Source organism: Streptomyces sp. 7R007 (genome assembly GCF_054850255.1).
Genome location: NZ_JBTWMV010000050.1, coordinates 16591 through 32439 on the forward strand (window position 1 = coordinate 16591; position 15849 = coordinate 32439).

The 15849-nt window shown below is 73.1% G+C and carries 14 protein-coding genes, 1 tRNA gene and 1 pseudogene; 8 read left to right on the forward strand and 8 right to left on the reverse strand.

Annotated features, from left to right (window positions below):
- Positions 1–11: 11 nt before the first annotated feature.
- Positions 12–1037, reverse strand: coding sequence for an amidohydrolase family protein (locus tag ACYF6T_RS37195; protein ID WP_461702173.1), 1026 nt, complete (start codon positions 1035–1037; stop codon positions 12–14).
- Between the two features lie 169 nt (positions 1038–1206).
- Here ACYF6T_RS37195 and ACYF6T_RS37200 point away from each other — a divergent pair, with 169 nt between their 5' ends.
- The 3 genes from ACYF6T_RS37200 to ACYF6T_RS37210 all read left to right on the forward strand — a co-directional run bounded on the left by ACYF6T_RS37200 (position 1207) and on the right by ACYF6T_RS37210 (position 4438).
- The gene (locus ACYF6T_RS37200; RefSeq protein ID WP_461702175.1) at positions 1207–1869 is read left to right on the forward strand and encodes a response regulator transcription factor; all 663 of its coding nucleotides are present in this window, start codon (positions 1207–1209) and stop codon (positions 1867–1869) included.
- 3 nt (positions 1870–1872) lie between these two features.
- Positions 1873–3273, forward strand: coding sequence for a sensor histidine kinase (locus ACYF6T_RS37205; RefSeq protein ID WP_461702176.1), 1401 nt, complete (start codon positions 1873–1875; stop codon positions 3271–3273).
- Between the two features lie 184 nt (positions 3274–3457).
- A complete protein-coding gene (locus ACYF6T_RS37210) occupies positions 3458–4438 on the forward strand; it encodes a TAXI family TRAP transporter solute-binding subunit (protein ID WP_461702177.1) in 981 nt (326 codons plus the stop codon).
- 19 nt (positions 4439–4457) lie between these two features.
- On the opposite strand, the gene ACYF6T_RS37215 is transcribed toward ACYF6T_RS37210, so the two are convergent.
- A complete protein-coding gene (locus tag ACYF6T_RS37215; RefSeq protein WP_461702178.1) occupies positions 4458–6146 on the reverse strand; it encodes a purine-cytosine permease family protein in 1689 nt (562 codons plus the stop codon).
- A gap of 463 nt (positions 6147–6609) precedes the next feature.
- Between ACYF6T_RS37215 and ACYF6T_RS37220 the strand changes: the two genes are divergently transcribed.
- Positions 6610–6906, forward strand: a complete 297-nt coding sequence (locus ACYF6T_RS37220; protein WP_461702179.1) for a hypothetical protein — start codon at positions 6610–6612, stop codon at positions 6904–6906.
- Between the two features lie 317 nt (positions 6907–7223).
- Here ACYF6T_RS37220 and ACYF6T_RS37225 read toward each other — a convergent pair whose 3' ends face one another.
- Complete coding sequence (locus ACYF6T_RS37225; protein WP_461702180.1) at positions 7224–7961, reverse strand: hypothetical protein; 738 nt, start codon at positions 7959–7961, stop codon at positions 7224–7226.
- A 193-nt stretch (positions 7962–8154) separates the two neighbouring features.
- Positions 8155–9054: pseudogene (locus tag ACYF6T_RS37230) on the reverse strand (LysR family transcriptional regulator); the annotation flags it as partial.
- Between the two features lie 79 nt (positions 9055–9133).
- Between ACYF6T_RS37230 and ACYF6T_RS37235 the strand changes: the two are divergent.
- The 4 genes from ACYF6T_RS37235 (at position 9134) to ACYF6T_RS37250 (ending at position 11888) form a co-directional block, all read left to right on the forward strand.
- Complete coding sequence (locus ACYF6T_RS37235) at positions 9134–10117, forward strand: EamA family transporter (protein ID WP_461702181.1); 984 nt, start codon at positions 9134–9136, stop codon at positions 10115–10117.
- A complete protein-coding gene (locus ACYF6T_RS37240; RefSeq protein WP_461702182.1) occupies positions 10114–10806 on the forward strand; it encodes an NAD(P)-dependent oxidoreductase in 693 nt (230 codons plus the stop codon). Before ACYF6T_RS37235 ends, ACYF6T_RS37240 begins: the two co-directional genes overlap by 4 nt.
- A 76-nt stretch (positions 10807–10882) precedes the next feature.
- Complete coding sequence (locus ACYF6T_RS37245; protein WP_461702183.1) at positions 10883–11236, forward strand: hypothetical protein; 354 nt, start codon at positions 10883–10885, stop codon at positions 11234–11236.
- A gap of 22 nt (positions 11237–11258) precedes the next feature.
- Positions 11259–11888, forward strand: coding sequence for a DUF6000 family protein (locus ACYF6T_RS37250; protein ID WP_461702184.1), 630 nt, complete (start codon positions 11259–11261; stop codon positions 11886–11888).
- A gap of 5 nt (positions 11889–11893) precedes the next feature.
- Here the strand turns inward: ACYF6T_RS37250 and ACYF6T_RS37255 are convergent, their stop codons facing one another.
- The 4 genes from ACYF6T_RS37255 to ACYF6T_RS37270 form a co-directional block, all read right to left on the reverse strand.
- Positions 11894–12259: a hypothetical protein gene (locus ACYF6T_RS37255; RefSeq protein ID WP_461702186.1), complete on the reverse strand. Its 366-nt coding sequence runs from the start codon at positions 12257–12259 to the stop codon at positions 11894–11896.
- Positions 12260–12356: 97 nt separating this feature from the next.
- A tRNA-Arg gene (locus tag ACYF6T_RS37260) sits at positions 12357–12432 on the reverse strand.
- 80 nt (positions 12433–12512) lie between these two features.
- Positions 12513–14216: an IclR family transcriptional regulator domain-containing protein gene (locus tag ACYF6T_RS37265; protein WP_461702207.1), complete on the reverse strand. Its 1704-nt coding sequence runs from the start codon at positions 14214–14216 to the stop codon at positions 12513–12515.
- Positions 14217–14439: 223 nt separating this feature from the next.
- Positions 14440–15717: a M6 family metalloprotease domain-containing protein gene (locus ACYF6T_RS37270; RefSeq protein ID WP_461702187.1), complete on the reverse strand. Its 1278-nt coding sequence runs from the start codon at positions 15715–15717 to the stop codon at positions 14440–14442.
- Between the last annotated feature and the right edge of the window lie 132 nt (positions 15718–15849).

The following is a 15849-nucleotide window of genomic DNA, read 5'->3' on the forward strand; positions in this document are numbered from 1 at the left end:
GGTGGTCCTCCTCACCGGCCCTGCCGCTTGAGCAGCGCGTCCAGCCGCGGGTACACCGCGCGGGCGTTGTGCTCCTGGATGGCGGCCTGGTCCTCGGCGGGCAGCTTCACCGCCTCGACATAGCGGCGGGTGTCGTCGAAGTGGTGGCCGGTGCACGGGTCGACGTCCCGGACCGCGCCGATCATCTCCGAGGCGAACAGCACGTTCTTCGCCGGTACGACGCCGAGCAGGAGGTCGATGCCGGGCTGGTGGTAGACGCAGGTGTCGAAGTAGACGTTGCCGAGGACGTGTTCGGAGAGCTCCGGCTTGCCCAGCGCCATCGCCAGTCCCCGGAAGCGGCCCCAGTGGTAGGGCACCGCGCCGCCGCCGTGCGGGATGACGAACCGCAGGGTCGGGAAGTCGGCGAACAGGTCGCCCTGCACGAGCTGCATGAACGCCGTGGTGTCGGCGTTGAGGTAGTGCGCGCCGGTGGTGTGGAAGGCCGGGTTGACGCTCGTGCTGACGTGGATCATCGCCGGGATGTCGTACTCGGCCATCTTCTCGTACACCGGGTACCAGGACCGGTCCGTCAGCGGCGGGGCGGTCCAGTGGCCGCCGGAGGGGTCGGGGTTGAGGTTGACCGCGACCGCACCGAACTCCTCCACGCAGCGGACCAGTTCGGGGACGCAGGTGGCGGGGTCGACGCCGGGCGACTGCGGGAGCATCGCGGCCGGCACGAACCGCTCCGGGTACAACTGGCTGACCCGGTGGCAGAGTTCGTTGCAGATCGCCGCCCACTCGGCGGACGTGCGGAAGTCGCCGACGTGGTGCGCCATGAAGGAGGCGCGGGGCGAGAACACCGTGACGTCGATGCCCCGTTCGTCCATCAGCCGCAGCTGGTTCGGCTCGATCGACTCGCGCAGCTCGTCGTCGCCGATGCGCAGATCCGCGCGGGCGGGGGCCGACGCCGGATCGGCGAGCGCGGCGATCTGCCGCTCGCGCCAGGCCGCCAGGGCGGGCGGGGCGGTCGTGTAGTGGCCGTGGCAGTCGATGATCATGGCTGCTTCCTTCGCGGTACGTCGTCCTTGACCACCGCAGCCTCGCCGCGCCCGGCCGGTCGCCGGCAGACGCCGCGTCCCGGAACTAACCTCCCCTTAACATTCCGGCCGCCCTGCTGACCTCGTGGTTTACATTCGGGAGCGGAACGGCGGGCGAAGGGAGGTGCGGATGCAGATCCTGCTGGCCGAGGACGACGACGGCGTGGCCGCCGCCCTCGTGGAGGTCCTCTACGACCACGGCCACGACGTGCGCCGGGTCCGGTACGGCGGTGACGTGCTGACCTACCACCGCAGCGCCGACCTGCTCCTGCTCGACCTGGGCCTGCCCGACACCGACGGCCTGGAGGTGCTGCGCGGCCTCAGGGCCGTCAGCGACCTGCCGGTGCTGGTGCTCACCGCGCGCGGCGACGAGCGGTCGGTGGTGCGCGGGCTGCGGCTCGGCGCCGACGACTACCTCGTCAAGCCCGTCCGGCTGACCGAGCTGCTGGCCCGGATCGACGCCGTCACCCGCCGGGCCACGGCCCGCGGCGCGCCCGCCGCGGCCCGCACGGTCCGCGCCGGCGACGTCGAGGTCGACCTGGACGCGCGCCGGGTCCGGGTGGACGGGGCGGAGGTCGAGCTGACCGCGAAGGAGTTCGACGTCCTCGCCGTGCTGGCCGGCCGGGCCGGTACGGCCGTCAGCCGCGAGCAGGTCCTGGACGAGGTGTGGGGCGACGCCCGGCACACCACCTCGCGCTCCCTCGACGTCCACCTCACCCAGCTGCGCACCAAGCTGCGCCGCCCCGAAGTGCTGACCACGATCCGCGGCTTCGGCTACCGCTTCGGGGACTGAGCCGTGCGCGCCCGCGTCCAGGCCGTGCTGCTGGTCTTCGGCATCCTCGCCGCGGCCGCCTTCGCCGTACCGCTGCTGCTGTTCACCGCCTCCGACCGCACCCAGCAACTCGTCCTCGCCCGCAGCTCCGACCTCGACCGCTTCGCCTCCCTCATGGACCAGGCCGCGGCCACCGGCGACACCTCCTCCCTCGCCGCCGAGGCCGAGCGCTACACGCGGCTGTACGGCGAACCCCTCGTCGTCACCGACATCCGCCGCCGGCCCGTCGTGCAGACCGGCGGCATGCGCGCCGCCGACCCGGCCGTGGCCCGGCTCGTCGACGCGGCCCTGCGCAACCAGACCGCGCACCCGGCGGCCGCGCTGCGGCCCTGGTCGCACGGGTACCGGATGTTCGCCGAGCCCGCCGGCACCGGCACCCGCGTCACCGGTGCCGTCGTCCTGCGGGCCTCGGTGGCGACCGCCGCCTCGGACATCGCCAAGCGCTGGGCCACCGTGCTGGCCGGCACCGCCCTGGTCGCCCTCGCCTGCACGGCGCTGGCCCGCGCCGCCACCCGCTGGGTGGTCAGCCCGCTGCGCCGCCTGGACCGCGCGGTCGGCCGGCTCGCGGCCGGGCTGCCGCCCGAGCAGACCCGCGCCTCGGGCCCGCCGGAGCTGCGCCAGCTGGCCATCGGCTTCAACCGCATGGCGCGTACCGTCACGGCCGCCCTGGAGCAGCAGCGGCGGCTCGTCGCCGACACCTCGCACCAGATGCGCAACCCCATGGCGGCGCTGCGGCTGCGCGTGGACGCCCTCCACGCCCACCTGCCGGCCTCCGCCGACCGCACCTACACCGGCGTCACCACCGAGCTGGACCGCCTGGAGACCCTGCTGGACGACATGCTGGCCCTGGCCACCGCCGAGCACCGGGCCGGGGAGCTGACCATGACCGGCGACGGCGCGGACGCCCGCTGCGACGCGGCCGAGGTCGCCCTCACCCAGTTCCGGCTGTGGCAGCCGGTCGCCGAACGGGCCGGCGCCCGCCTCACCGCCGAGGCCGACACGCCCGTCGAGGCCGCCTGCACGGACCGCGAGCTCGCCCAGGTCACGGACATCCTCCTCGACAACGCCATCAAGTACGCCGGCCGGGGCGCCACCATCACCCTCTCCTGCACCAGGGAGGGCCCCTTCGCCGTGATCACGGTGACGGACGACGGCCCGGGCCTGACGAAGGAGGAGCTCTCCCAGGCCACGACCCGCTTCTGGCGAGCGACCCGCCAAAGCGGCACGACGACGGGCACGGGCCTGGGCCTGTCCATCGCGGAACAACTCCTGACAGGCCGAGGCGGCCACCTGAACCTGACCCCGGCCCACCCGAGGGGGCTCCGGGCACGGGCGGTGGTGCCGTGGGGCGGGGGTGGGCGGTGAAGGGGGTGAGGGCCGGGTTGCCGGGCGCCGAGGGCGTGGGCGGGGTGCGCATCGGCTGGCTGTCGTGGTCCGTGCCGGTCGGCGGGGATGCCTGCCCTGCGCCTGCGGCTGCGGGTTGTGCGGTGGAGGTCGTGCCTTGCGGGGTGCGCGGAGGAGGCCGCTCGGCTGTGGGCGGGGGTGTGCGGTGAGTCGGGGTGTCGGGCGTCGGGGCCTGCTGCGGGCCTCCGTCGGGGCGGCGGCTGCCGTGGGGCTCGGGGGTGTGCTGGCCGGCGACGCCTCGCGGCAGAAGCCCGGGCCCAGTGGGGTGCTGCGGCTGGCGACCGGGGAGCCGACGGCGTTCTACGCGGCCTTCGGGCGGCTGCTGGCCGACGGGATCGAGGCGGCGTACCCGCGGCTGAGCTGCCGTATCCGCACCACCGCCGGCAGCGTCACCAACATCGAGCTGCTGCGCGACGGCCGCGCCGACCTCGCCCTCGTCCTCACCGACACCGCCCGGGCCGCCCAGGGCACCGGTCTCCTCCCGCACCCCGTGCCGCTGCGCGCGATCGGCCGGCTCTACGAGACCTACCTCCAGTTCGCCGTCCGCGCGGACTCGCCCGTGCGGTCCGTGGCCGGGCTGGCCGGCCACACCGTCTCCCTGGGAGCCGCCGGATCGGGAGCGGCCGTCCTCGGCGAACGGCTCCTGCGGGCCGCGGCCGTCGACGTGCCCGTACGGCATCTGCGGCTGGCCACCGCCGTGGACGCCCTGCGGGACGGGACCGTGGAGGGCCTGCTCGTGGCCGGCGGCGTGCCGCTGCCCGCCCTCACCGACCTGGACGAGAACCCCGGCCTGCGCTTCCTGCCCCTGGCCGGCCTGCTGCCCCGGCTCGGCGGCGACGCGGAACGGGCCGCCGCCGGCCTGGAGGAGGTGCCGTTCCCGCAGGGCGCCTACCGGTCGGCGGCCGGCGTCGCCACCATCGGCGTGTCCAACCTGCTGGTGTGCCGCCCCGACCTGCCCACCGACGTGGCCGAAGACCTCACCCGCCTGCTCGTCCTGCGCGCCGGCGCCCTCGTCCCCGAGAACGCCGTCGGCGCCCAGTTCCTCGACGTCCGCAGCCTCATCGGCACCGGCGGCATCCCCCTGCACCCGGGGGCGGTCACGGCGTACCGCGCCCTGCACGGCTGACCGCCCCCGGCCGCGCCCGTCACTCCCCGGAGCGCACCACGGGCATACCCAGCACCACCGACCCGCCCTTGCACGAGTCGTGGCAGTCCTTCTCCAGGCTGCAGCACAGCGAACACACCGCCCCCGAGTGGAAGGTGCAGTGCGCCACGTCCGGCCGCTCGAAGTCGGTCACGCACACGGTGCAGGTCAGGGTCGCCGCGGACGGCAGCCCGTCGGCGCCCAGCAGCGGCTCCTCCAACGCGTCGGCCCGGGCGATGTAGTACCGGCCCTTCGTCACCACTGCGAACAGCGGCGAGAGCACCATCGCCAGGAACAGCGCGATGAACGGCGAGTACGCCTTGCCGTAGGCCCCGAACGCCTCGAAGTACGCGGCGATGGACACCGCCGACGCGATCAGCATCGAGCCGAAGCCGACGGGGTTGAAGTGGTGCAGGTGGGCGCGCTTGAACTCGATGTACGACGGGCTCAGCCTCAGCGGTTTGTTGATGACCAGGTCGGCGACGACCGCGCCGATCCAGGCGATGGCCACGTTGGAGTAGAAGCCGAGGACGGTGTTGAGGAAGCCGAAGACACCGCCCTCCATCAGGGCGAGGGCGATCCCGACGTTGAGGAAGATGTAGACGACCCGGCCCGGGTGACGGTGCGTCAGCCGGGAGAAGAAGTTCGACCAGGACAGTGAACCCGAGTACGCGTTCGTCGAGTTGATCTTTATCTGGGACAGGATCACGAAGAACGTGGCCAGCCCCAGCGCGACCGGCGCGGCGAAGGTCCTGAACCCGTGCACGTACTGCTGGATGGGCTCGTTGGCCTTGGACAGCCCCACGCTGCCGGCGATGTAGAAGGCCAGGAAGGCACCGCCGATCTGCTTGGCCGCGCCGAGCACCACCCAGCCCGGACCGGCGGAGAGCACGGCGGTCCACCACGCGCGGCCGTTCTCCGGGGTCTTGTCCGGCATGAACCGCAGATAGTCCACCTGCTCACCGATCTGCGCGATCAGCGACAGCGCCACACCGGCGCCCGCGCCGACCCCGAGCATGCTGATGCCCGACCCTGTCGGCGAGTCACCCGCGAAGTGCGTGAACTGCGAGAACCTGTCCGGCTCCTGGATCGCGATGGACACGAACGGCGCGACCATCAGCACCAGCCACACCGGCTGCGTCCACACCTGCATCTTCGACAGCGCCGTCATGCCGTAGATCACCAGCGGCAGGATGATCAGGGAGCAGATCAGATACCCGACGGCGAGCGGGATGTGCAGGCCCAGCTCCAGGGCCTGCGCCATGATCGAGCCTTCGAGGGCGAAGAAGATGAAGGTGAAGCTGGCGTAGATCACCGAGGTGAGCGTGGACCCGAGGTAGCCGAAGCCCGCGCCGCGGGTCAACAGGTCCATGTCGATGGAGTACTTGGCCGAGTAGTACGAGATCGGGATGCCGGTCAGGAAGATGACCACCGCGGCCGCCAGGATCGCCACCATGGCGCTGGAGAAGCCGTGGGAGACGGCGATCGAGCCGCCGATGGCGAAGTCGGCGAGGTAGGCGATGCCGCCCAGCGCGGTGGTGGCCACCACGTAAGGGGTCCAGCGCCGGAAGGACTTCGGCGCGTAGCGCAGCGAGTAGTCCTCCAACGTGTCGTTCCGTGCCCAGTTGTTGTACGTCCGTCCGCTCGCCGCCGCTGCCGGCGGCGCTTCTTCGTCGACGGTGTCCGTCACGACTCTTCTCACTTCCCCGAGGCGGTTTTCAGGGAAGGGTCGGGCGACGGTGTTTCCCGCGCGTTTCGCTTCATTTGCAGGCGGGATGTCTTTGGCACCCGTTTGTCGGCGCCTGTTTGCGTGACGCGTGTAGAAGCAGGGGGGCGTATGGCCGGCTCCTCGCGCGCACCCACCGGTGGCTGAGCCCCTGCCGCCCTGCCGCCCTGCCGCCACCTGACAGGATGACCCCGTGCTGCTGGATCCCGAGAACACCCTGTTCGTCCGTGGCGCCCCGCCCGCCCTGCTGCTGGCCGGCGCCCCCGTGCACGAGGCCCTGCCGCCCCTGCCCGCGCCTGGCGGGGCGGTGCGTGAGGGGGCGGTGCGTGAGGGGGCGGTGTCTGGCGGGGCGGTGCCTGAGGGGGCGGTGTCTGGCGGGGCGGTGTCTGGCGGGGCGGTGTCTGGCGGGGCGGTGCCTGAGGGGGCGGTGTCTGGCGGGGCGGTGCCCGTGTGCGAGGGGTGGAGCATCGCGCCCCGGCTCACCCTCTGCGTCGTCGACGGCCCGGGCGAACACGGCCTGGTCGTCCCGAGCTTGGCCGCACCGGTGCTCGGCGACCCGGACGCCCACGCCTCACCGGACGGCATGGCCGACTGGTGCGCCGATGCGGAGCAGGCCGGCGGAGCGGTCGTGGTGTCCCTGGACCGGTTGCCCTCGTCCCTCGACTGGCCGGCCCTCCTGACCTCGCCCACGGCCCGCGGCGGCTTCGTGCCGACCGTGCCCTGACGGCCTCCGGGGCGCGGTCCCGGTTTTCGGCCCAGGTCCCGGTTTCCGTGCCCGCGGTCCCGGTTTTCGGCCCGCGGTCCCGGTCTCTGTGCCCGCGGTCCCGGTTTTCGGCCCGCGGTCCCGGTTTTCGGCCCAGGTCCCGGTTTCCGTGCCCACGGTCCCGGTTTCCGTGCCCACGGCCCCGGCTTTCGGCCCGCGGTCCCGGTCTCTGTGCCCGCGGCCCCGGTTCTCGGCCCAGGTCCCGGTCTCCGTGCCCGCGGTCCCGGTCCGGCCCCCGGTCTCTGACCTCTGGCCCCCAGCCCCCAGCCCCCAGCCCCTCAGTCCTCCTCCGGAGCCTGCGCTTCCAGGAGGCGTTCCGCGATGTCGTCGGACCACTGCTGGGCCCAGCGGCGCAGGTCCGGGACGGCGTCCGTGCCGAGGCCGCAGGCGGTGAACTCCCGGTCGTCGACCCACTCGACGCCGTCCAGACGGGCCTGCAGATCGGCGAGGTCGAAGGAGTCACGGGCGTGGCGGCGCCCCAGCTCCTCCAGATCGAGGAGGCTCCGGCCCTCGGCGGCGGCCCGCACGTCGACGAGGTCGCGGGCGAGACCGTAGTCGGCCAGGGCACGGACCTTGATCCCCACGACGTCGTCGAGGGACAGGGCGAGCCCGGGCTCCGCAGGAACCGGCGGATGCCACAGCACCTCCTTGGCCACGCCGACCCGGCCCTTCTCACCGGTCCCGGCGTCCGTCACGACCAGCCGAGCCGACAGCGGGTCCGCCCCCGTCACCTCGGCGAGCCACCCACGCCCCGCCAGCCCGGCCCGCACCGCGTCGGCGATGCCCGCCATCTCGACCGCGCTCTCGGTGACCACCTCCACGTCCCCGCCGGCCCCGTCGACGAGGCCGTGCACCCGCGCCGCGTCGTCACCGGCGAGCACGAGCGGAAACACCTGTCCCACGTCCAGCACGTCACCCACCAGCCGCCGGCGCGTCTCGTCCGCCTCGACGGCCAGACGCCGCCCGAGCACGGCACGACGCACCCCGGCGGACGCCGCAAAGGGCTGCACAGACATACCCCGATTATCGCCGGTCACCGGCGCTGTCGCGCTCCGCACCCGCGCGCCCGGCCGCAGACGCCGCCCCTCCCGGCGACCCGCCCCGCGATCCCTCCGCCGCCTCTCCCGGCGACCCGTCCGCCGCCTCTCCCGGCGACCCGTCCGCCGCCCCTCCAAGCGACCCGTCCGCCGCCCCTCCCAGCGCGCCGTTCGAAGGACCCTCCACGCCGAGGACGTCGAGCATGGCCCGCGTGGCCGGGCTGGGGTTGAAGCGGTTCCACACCAGATATTCGGTCCGCCGAGGCCCGTCGACGACCGGGACCAGCGCCAGCCCGGCATCACCGGCAGCCCTCGGCCGGATGAACGCCGACGGCAGCAGCGCCACGCCGAGCCCGCGCGCCACCAGCCGGGTCATCAGCTCCACGACACCGGCCTCGTAGGCGACGTCACGCACCAGCCCCGCCGCCGCGAACGCCTGATCGGACTGCGCCCGGGCGGGCGTCCCGCTCACGAAGTCCACGAACGTCTCGTCGGCGATCTCCCCCAGGGTGACCGGAGCCCGGTCCGGCGAGGCACCCGCCAGCCGATGCCCGGCCGGCACCACCAGGACATGCTCGTCGTGCGCGAGGACCACCGCCTCCACGCCGGACGGCGCCTCACCCTCCGGCACACCGAGGAAGGCGATGTCCAGCTCACCCCCGCGAACCGCCGCCGCCAGCTCGTCGCTGCGTCCGGAGCGGAGATCGACGCGAACGTCCGGATGCCGGGCGCGATAGCGCTGCAACAGCTCCGGTACGTCGACGGCGGCCGTCGTCACGATCACGCCCACGGCGAGCCGGCCCCGTACGACGCCGGTCGCCGCGGCGGCGTCGGCGGCGGCGCGGTCGGCGGCGGCCAGGCACTCGCGCGCACCGGCGACGAACGCGACGCCGGCGGGCGTGAGTTCGACGCGCCGGCTGGAACGGGCGAAGAGCCTGACCCCGAGCTCCCGCTCCAGGCCGGCGATCCGATGGCTCAACGACGACTGCACCACGAAGCAGCGCTCCGCGGCCCGCGTGAAGTTACGGGTTTCGGCGACGGCGACGACGTAGCGCATCTGCTGCAGATCCACACCATCCATCGTCACCATTCATAGGTGCGATGGCAAGCATGTGTTGGACGCATGACAGCCGGGTCCCGAGACTTCTCACATGCACACATCGACCGAGCGGGCACCTGGCCCGCCAGGCATCCCGTACGCGCGCCACTGGACCACCGCCGCGCTGACCGCCCTGGCACCCGCGTCGTGGGGCACCACGTACATCGTCACCACGGAGCTGCTGCCACCCGGGCATCCGCTGTTCGCCGGGATGCTGCGCGCCCTGCCCGGCGGGCTGCTGGCGCTGGCGATCACCCGGGTGCTGCCACGCGGACACTGGTGGTGGAAGGCGACTGTCCTGGGCGCCCTCAACATCGGCGCCCTGTACCCCCTCCTGTTCGTCGCGGCCGAACGCCTCCCCGGCGGCGTCGCCGCCACCCTCAGCGCCACCCAGCCGCTGATGGTCGCCGCGCTGGCCACGGCGCTGCTCCACGTCCGGCCGACGGCCTGGCGACTGACCTGGGGCGTCCTCGGCGTGCTCGGCGTCGGCCTCGTCGTACTCGGACCGCAGGCCCGCCTGGACGCCGTCGGCGTCCTCGCCGGCCTCGGCGGCACGGCGACCATGGCCGCCGGGATCGTCCTCACCAAGCGCTGGGGCCTGCCTGCGGGCGTCGGCCCCCTCACCCTCACCGGCTGGCAACTGACCGCGGGCGGTGTGCTGTTGCTCCCCCTCACCCTCGCGATCGAGGGAGCGCCCCCGCACATCGACGCCGAAGGGGCCGCCGGCTACCTGTGGCTCGGCAGCGTGGGCGGCCTGATCGCGTCCACGCTGTGGTTCCGCGGCATCGGCAGACTGCCGGTGGGCGCGTCCGCCCCGCTGGTACTGCTGTCCCCCCTGGTCGCGGCCGTCATCGGCGCCGCACTGGGCGAGTCCCTGAGCCCGTTGCAGACATGCGGCTTCGTCCTGGCCCTGGCGGCACTGCTGGCGGCCCAACTCCCGGGCCCCAAGGCAAGCGTCCGCCGGCCACGAACCAGCCAAACACCCGCCGCCCCCACCCGCGACGGCCGTCACCTCCACGAAGGGCAACCCCGATGAGCAAGCGCATGAGCATCGCCGTACTGGGCGCCACGGGAATGGTCGGCAGCCGCATCGTCGACGAGGCGAGCACCCGCGGCCACCGTGTCCTGGCCCTGTCCCGAAAGCCGGCGACGGAGCCCCCGCCGCCCCCGAACGTAACCCGCCTCGCACTGGACGCAAAGGACCCACACGCCTTACACGAGGCCCTGGCACCCGACTCCCCCCACGGCCCCGTGGACGCCGCAGTCCTGACGGTGCGCACCCTTCCGCTGGACGAGGAGTTTCTCCTGAACACCACCCGCACACTGCTGGACATCGCCGCACGGCACGGCATCCGCGTCCTGGTGATAGGCGGCGCGGGAGCGTTGCGAAGCCCCGGCAACAGCGCCCTGCTGGTGGCCGACAACGAGACGTACGTACCACCCGACATCAAGCCGCTGGCCGCCGCCGGAGTAGCCCAACTACGAACCTGCCAATCCCACCCCACAGCGGACTACGTCTACCTGAGCCCCCCGGCCCTCCTCGAACCGGGCCCCCGCACCGGCCACTACCGCCGCGGCACCGACACACTGCTCACCGCCCCGGACGGCCGCTCCTGGATCAGCGCCGAGGACCTCGCGGTCGCCGCGATGGACGAACTGGAAACGCCGGGCCAGACCCGCCACTTCACGCTCGTGGCCGATGCCGATGCCGATGCCGCGGCTTAGGAATGACATCTGTCATGCGCAGCACTGGACGCAGGGCACTGGGGTCCCTGCTCCGTACGTCCGTACGGTACTTCCCATGACGAAGAACACCGGCGAGACCCCGCAGAAGACCGACGTCAAGGTGAGCCTGATCGGCGGTCACCGACTTCAGGGGACCACCCTCCACGAGAGGACCGTGACCGCTTCCCTCATCGGGGGTGCGGACGTCGATCTGACGGACATCGACATCCCGGACGGCGCCGAACTGCGCATCACCAAGCTGAGCCTGATCGGCGGCGTCAGCCTCAAGGTCCGCCGCGACGTCCGGGTGGAGGTCCACGGGCTGCGCCTGGGAGGAGTGAAGGACGACGGCCCGAGCGAGCCGGGCGGCCCGACGGTCCGCATCGACGCCTGGGGCCTGCTCGGCGGCGTCACTGTCCGCCGCGCGTAGCGAAGCCGACCCGGACGCCGCCGTGCGCCGCGCAGACGACGAAGAAGAGGAAGAGCCCCGCGAGTTGATCCGCCGCTACGTCACGCCCGACCGGCGGTACCTCAAACTCGGCGGCAGTCTGCTCGGCATGAGCGGACGCGACCGAACCGAGTTCCTCCGGAAGCTGGGCCAGGCTGCCGGTGAGATCACTCCTCGCGAACTGGCCACGCTGCTCGACGGAGGCTGGCGCGAGCGCAAGACGGCCGCCTGGCTCGCCGCCGTGGCCGGCAGGTCCGGGTTCCGGGACCGTCTCGGAGAACTCCTGCTCGCCAGTGCGGGCCCCTACGCGGGGCAGGCGTACTGCGCAGCCCTGGCCTGCTTCGGCACCCGGGCGGACGCCGACCTCCTGGCCGCCTACCTCGACCACTACCTGCGGCGCCCCGACCTCTGCTACGACCAGACGGCAGCCCTCGGCGCACTCTTGCTGCTCGACGCCAAGCTGGGTGCCGACCACACGTCCCGGTTCCTCGCACCCGACGGCCTCTGGCAACAGTGGACCGACGGACCGCCCGGCAAGGACCGCGAGGCCCCTGCCAACCGCCGAGCCTTCATCGGCAAGCTCTGCGCCTTCGCCGAGGAGGCCGCCGAGCACTGCCCCGACAGGCCGAACTGAGTCCCTCAGCCGGCGGTCGGACCGTCCTCACCTTCGGGGCCCGGCGTGAACCAGTGGCCGATGTTGTCCCACGTGAACCCCTCCCGCCAGTCGCGCTCGCCGGCCACCCAGCACAGGAGTGCGTCCAGGACCTTCTCCTGCGACACCGTCCGCGTCTGGTAGTGCTCCGCGGGAACGCCGTCGCGGTACTCCAACTGATACGTGTCGTCGTCACGGAACCAGACCTGCATGTACCAGTCACCCTCACGGCTCTCGCCCTGCCGCTCAAGGATCATGTGCTCGCCGCTGTTCAGGTCGGCGAGCATGGCACCTATCACCGGCTCCGAGGGGCGCTCCAGCACACGGCCCCGACTGTCGATCGCAATCAGCATGAACAGAGCATGCCGGATGCTTCGGCGACCGACCTCGCTGATGCCAGAAGAAGACGCGCAAAGGCCCCGGACCATGATCGGCCCGGGGCCTTTGCGCTGGTGCCCCCGGCAGGATTCGAACCTGCGACACCCGCTTTAGGAGAGCGGTGCTCTATCCCCTGAGCTACGAAGGCGGAGCGGACGGCTGCCGTGGCTGCCGACTGCGTCAGTGTAGCGGGTGGACGTCCGGCGAGGGGGAGCGCAGGGGCGGGGGTCAGGTCAGGGGGACCCGGGTGAAGCGGCCCGCCACCGACAGGTCCGCCTCGATGCGGGTGGCCGTCGTGTGGAGTTCGGGGAGGACGTCGTGGACGCACTGGTCGGCCGTGCGGCGGGACGCGTGCGTGGCGACGTTCACCGCGGCGACCGTGCGGCCCGTGCGGTCGCGGAGGGGGACGGCGATGGAGCGCAGGCCCTCTTCCAGTTCCTCGTCGACCAAGGCGTAGCCCTGGGCGCGGATTCTGTTCAGGGTGGCGGTGAAGGCGGCCGGGTCCGTGATCGTGTGCGGAGTCAGCGGGGCGAGGGAGCCGAGGGACGTGGCCGGCGCGGGGGCGTTCGCCAGGAGGACGCGGCCCAGCGAGGTGGCGTAGGCCGGCAGGCGCGTGCCCACCGTGATGTTCACGCTCATCACCCGGCTTGTCGCCACCCTCGCCGTGTACTGGATCTGCGGGGTCTGCGCCGCGTCCGTCAGGACGGCCAGGGACGTCGACTCGTGGAGCCGGGCTGACAGGTCGGCCAGGTGCGGGGTCGCGATCTCGGCCAGCGTCGTGCGGGAGAGGGGCGGGAAGCCCAGGGACAGCACACGGGGCGTGAGCGTGAACGTCCGCGCGTCTTCGCCCGGCCTCACCAGACCCAGGTGCTCGTACGTGATCAGCGCCCGGCGTGCCGTCGCCCGCGCCAGGCCCGTCGCCTTCGCCACGTCCGTCAGGGTCAGCGCCGCCCTGCCCTCGCCGAAGGCCGTCAGCACCGTCAGGCCGCGGGCCAGCGACTCGACGAACTCCCGGCCCAGTTCCTGCTTCGACGCCCCCGTCCACGTCGCCAGCCCGGACGGGGCCGGCGCGGCCTCCGGCGGCGGTGCGTGCCGCAGCTCCTCCTCCATCCGCGCCACCGCCGCGCGCAGCCTCGGCAGCAGGGTGTCGCGCAGGTCCGCCGCGCTGTGCCGGCTGGTGTGGCTGACGACGTTCGCGACGCACGCGATCCGGCCCGTGCCGGGGTCGCGGACCGGTACCGACACGGCCACCAGGCCCGGTTCGATGAGCTGGTCGTCCAACGCCCAGCCGGAGGCCGCCGCTTGGGTCGTACGGGACTCGAAGTCGGCGTCCGGGAGCGGGTGGTCGCGGGGCGGGAGGGCCGGGAAGCCTTCGTCGTACGGGTCCGTCGTGCGGCGTCTGCGCCAGGTGTGCCACTCCTCGCGCGTCCACTCCGTCGCGAACAGCGGGCCCGGCGCGGTGCGTTCGGCCGGGAGCAGGTCGCCGATGCGGAAGCTGAGGGACATCGCGCGGCGGCGGGTGGCCTGGTGAATGAAGCGGATGCCGTCGCGGTCGGCCACCGCGAGGGAGACCGACTCGTCCAGTTCGTCGGCGAGCGCGTCGGCGTGCGCGTCGAGCAGGGCGGGCAGGCGCAGGGCGGCCAGATAGGCGTTGCCCAGTTCCATCAGCCGGGGGGCGAGGACCGCGTCGCGGCCGTCGAGGCGGACGTATCCCATGCGGGCGAGGGTGGAGGTGACGCGGTCGACCGTGGAGCGGGCCAGGCCCGTCGCCCGTTCCAGCGCGCTCAGGCTCAGCGTGCCGCCCGCCTCCGTCAGCCGCCGCAGCACCGTCACCCCGCGGATCAGCGGCGCGACGGCCTCGGCCGGCACGGCGGAGGCGGAGGCGGAGGCGTCGGCGTCCGTGCCGGCGCCGGCGTCCTGAAGGGCGTCCATCGCGTCCATCGCGTCCATCGCGTCCTTCGCGTCCATCACGGGCATCGGTTCTCCGGTACGACGGTCACGGCAGCCCTACGGTAGTCCGCCGACGTCCAAGCCAATGCCGACGCCGGCGTCCACGCCGATGCCGGCGTCCACGCCGACGTCCTCACGGGCGTCCCCCTCCGATCCCCCGACGGCCCCAAGCCCCCTCGCCTTCCCCCCACCCCACCCCCACCCCTCAGCCCCGACTGACCCGCACCCGGTAATTCCCCTCCCCGTCCACCCCCGCCACCGCGATCCGCACCCCCCGGCCCGGGTCCGTGAACTCCTCCCCGGGCTCGAAGGGGGCGTCGGAGAGTTCGGCGTGGACGTTCGGGCTGCGGGTGCAGCCGCCGCTGTCGCGTTGGGAGTCGTAGACCTTCACCGGGCCCATCCCGGTGTCGACGTCGGCGTCGACCTTGTAGACGAGCACACCCGGCCGGCACACGCTCTCGTCGTTGCCCTCGCGGGTGCGCAGTTCGACGGCGTAGCCGGTACGGCGGTCGAGGGGGACGAAGACCAGCTTCGGGCCGCCGGTCCGGGCCAGCGGCGTCAGGGTGTACTCCGTGGTGCCCGGGGTCGCCGCGCAGTCGATCTGGGAGGGGTCGAGCCAGCCCAGTTTCCACTTGTGCCAGCCCAGCAGGTCGTTGTTGGCGCCCCAGTCCTCGCTCATGATGTCCCAGTGGCCGACCGCGCCCCCGCCCTCCTGGGTGTAGAGGTCGGGCAGGCCGAAGACGTGGCCGTTCTCGTGCGGGAGCACGCGGTAGCCGGTCTGCGCGTAGGAGCCGGAGCCGTCGTCCTGGCGTGAGTAGACGAAGGAGGCGTTGGCCACGGGCACGCCGTCGGCGACCGGGGCGTCCGTGTTGCCGGCGAACGTCACCGACAGCACCGTGTCCAGGGCGGACGGGCCCGCGTTCGGGGTGATCAGCACGTTCAGGAAGTCGTAGGAGCGGAAGTCGACCCGCGGGTCGGCCGCGGTCACGATGTCCTGGACCAGGTCGCGGTAGCCGGGGTCGAAGGGGGCGCCGCGCTCGATGCCGTACGACCTGAAGGGCTTCGGCATGCGCAGCCAGTGCCGGACCGGGGTCTCGGGACGGTAGTCGAGGCGGCCGTAGGAGGCGGTGCGGAACCACCGCTGGGTCTGCGGGAAGAACTCCCGGAAGCGGTCCATGGCGCTGCCGGGGCCGGGCGCGTCGGGGAAGTCGACCATCAGGGTCAGTGCGCGCACCGTTCCGGTGGAGCGGGAGTAGCCGCCGGCGGTCGGCACGCCCTCGGACATCTGGACGGTGTGGTCCCCGCTGATCAGGCAGGGGGCGAGCGCCGAACCGCGGGCGAGGGCGGCGGGGCCCGCGGCGGACGGGGAGGTGAGACGTCCCGTGCCGGCCGAGGTGCTCACCGCGAGGGTCAGGGCGGTCACGGACGCGAGGGCGGCCACACGGCGCGGGCGTATCCGGCGGCCAAGCGGCTGGTGCTGCATGCACGGGCCCTTCGTCCACGGCAGCCGCCCGTCACCGGCTGCGCCCTTTCGATCACCCTGTGCCGGGCGGTGCGGGGGCGCTCGCTGGAGGAGTCCGAACGTGGGTTTCCCGTGGAGAGGGGATGTGACTCA

What these genes read in the sequence shown, in the direction of transcription:
- ACYF6T_RS37195 (WP_461702173.1), bottom strand. Translation starts at nt 1,037, where the DNA reads ATGATCATCGACTGCCACGGCCACTACACGACCGCCCCGCCCGCCCTG.
- ACYF6T_RS37200 (WP_461702175.1), top strand. Translation starts at nt 1,207, where the DNA reads ATGCAGATCCTGCTGGCCGAGGACGACGACGGCGTGGCCGCCGCCCTC.
- ACYF6T_RS37225 (WP_461702180.1), bottom strand. Translation starts at nt 7,961, where the DNA reads ATGTCTGTGCAGCCCTTTGCGGCGTCCGCCGGGGTGCGTCGTGCCGTG.
- ACYF6T_RS37235 (WP_461702181.1), top strand. Translation starts at nt 9,134, where the DNA reads ATGCACACATCGACCGAGCGGGCACCTGGCCCGCCAGGCATCCCGTAC.
- ACYF6T_RS37240 (WP_461702182.1), top strand. Translation starts at nt 10,114, where the DNA reads ATGAGCAAGCGCATGAGCATCGCCGTACTGGGCGCCACGGGAATGGTC.
- ACYF6T_RS37245 (WP_461702183.1), top strand. Translation starts at nt 10,883, where the DNA reads ATGACGAAGAACACCGGCGAGACCCCGCAGAAGACCGACGTCAAGGTG.
- ACYF6T_RS37255 (WP_461702186.1), bottom strand. Translation starts at nt 12,259, where the DNA reads ATGCTGATTGCGATCGACAGTCGGGGCCGTGTGCTGGAGCGCCCCTCG.
- ACYF6T_RS37265 (WP_461702207.1), bottom strand. Translation starts at nt 14,216, where the DNA reads ATGGACGCCCTTCAGGACGCCGGCGCCGGCACGGACGCCGACGCCTCC.
- ACYF6T_RS37270 (WP_461702187.1), bottom strand. Translation starts at nt 15,717, where the DNA reads ATGCAGCACCAGCCGCTTGGCCGCCGGATACGCCCGCGCCGTGTGGCC.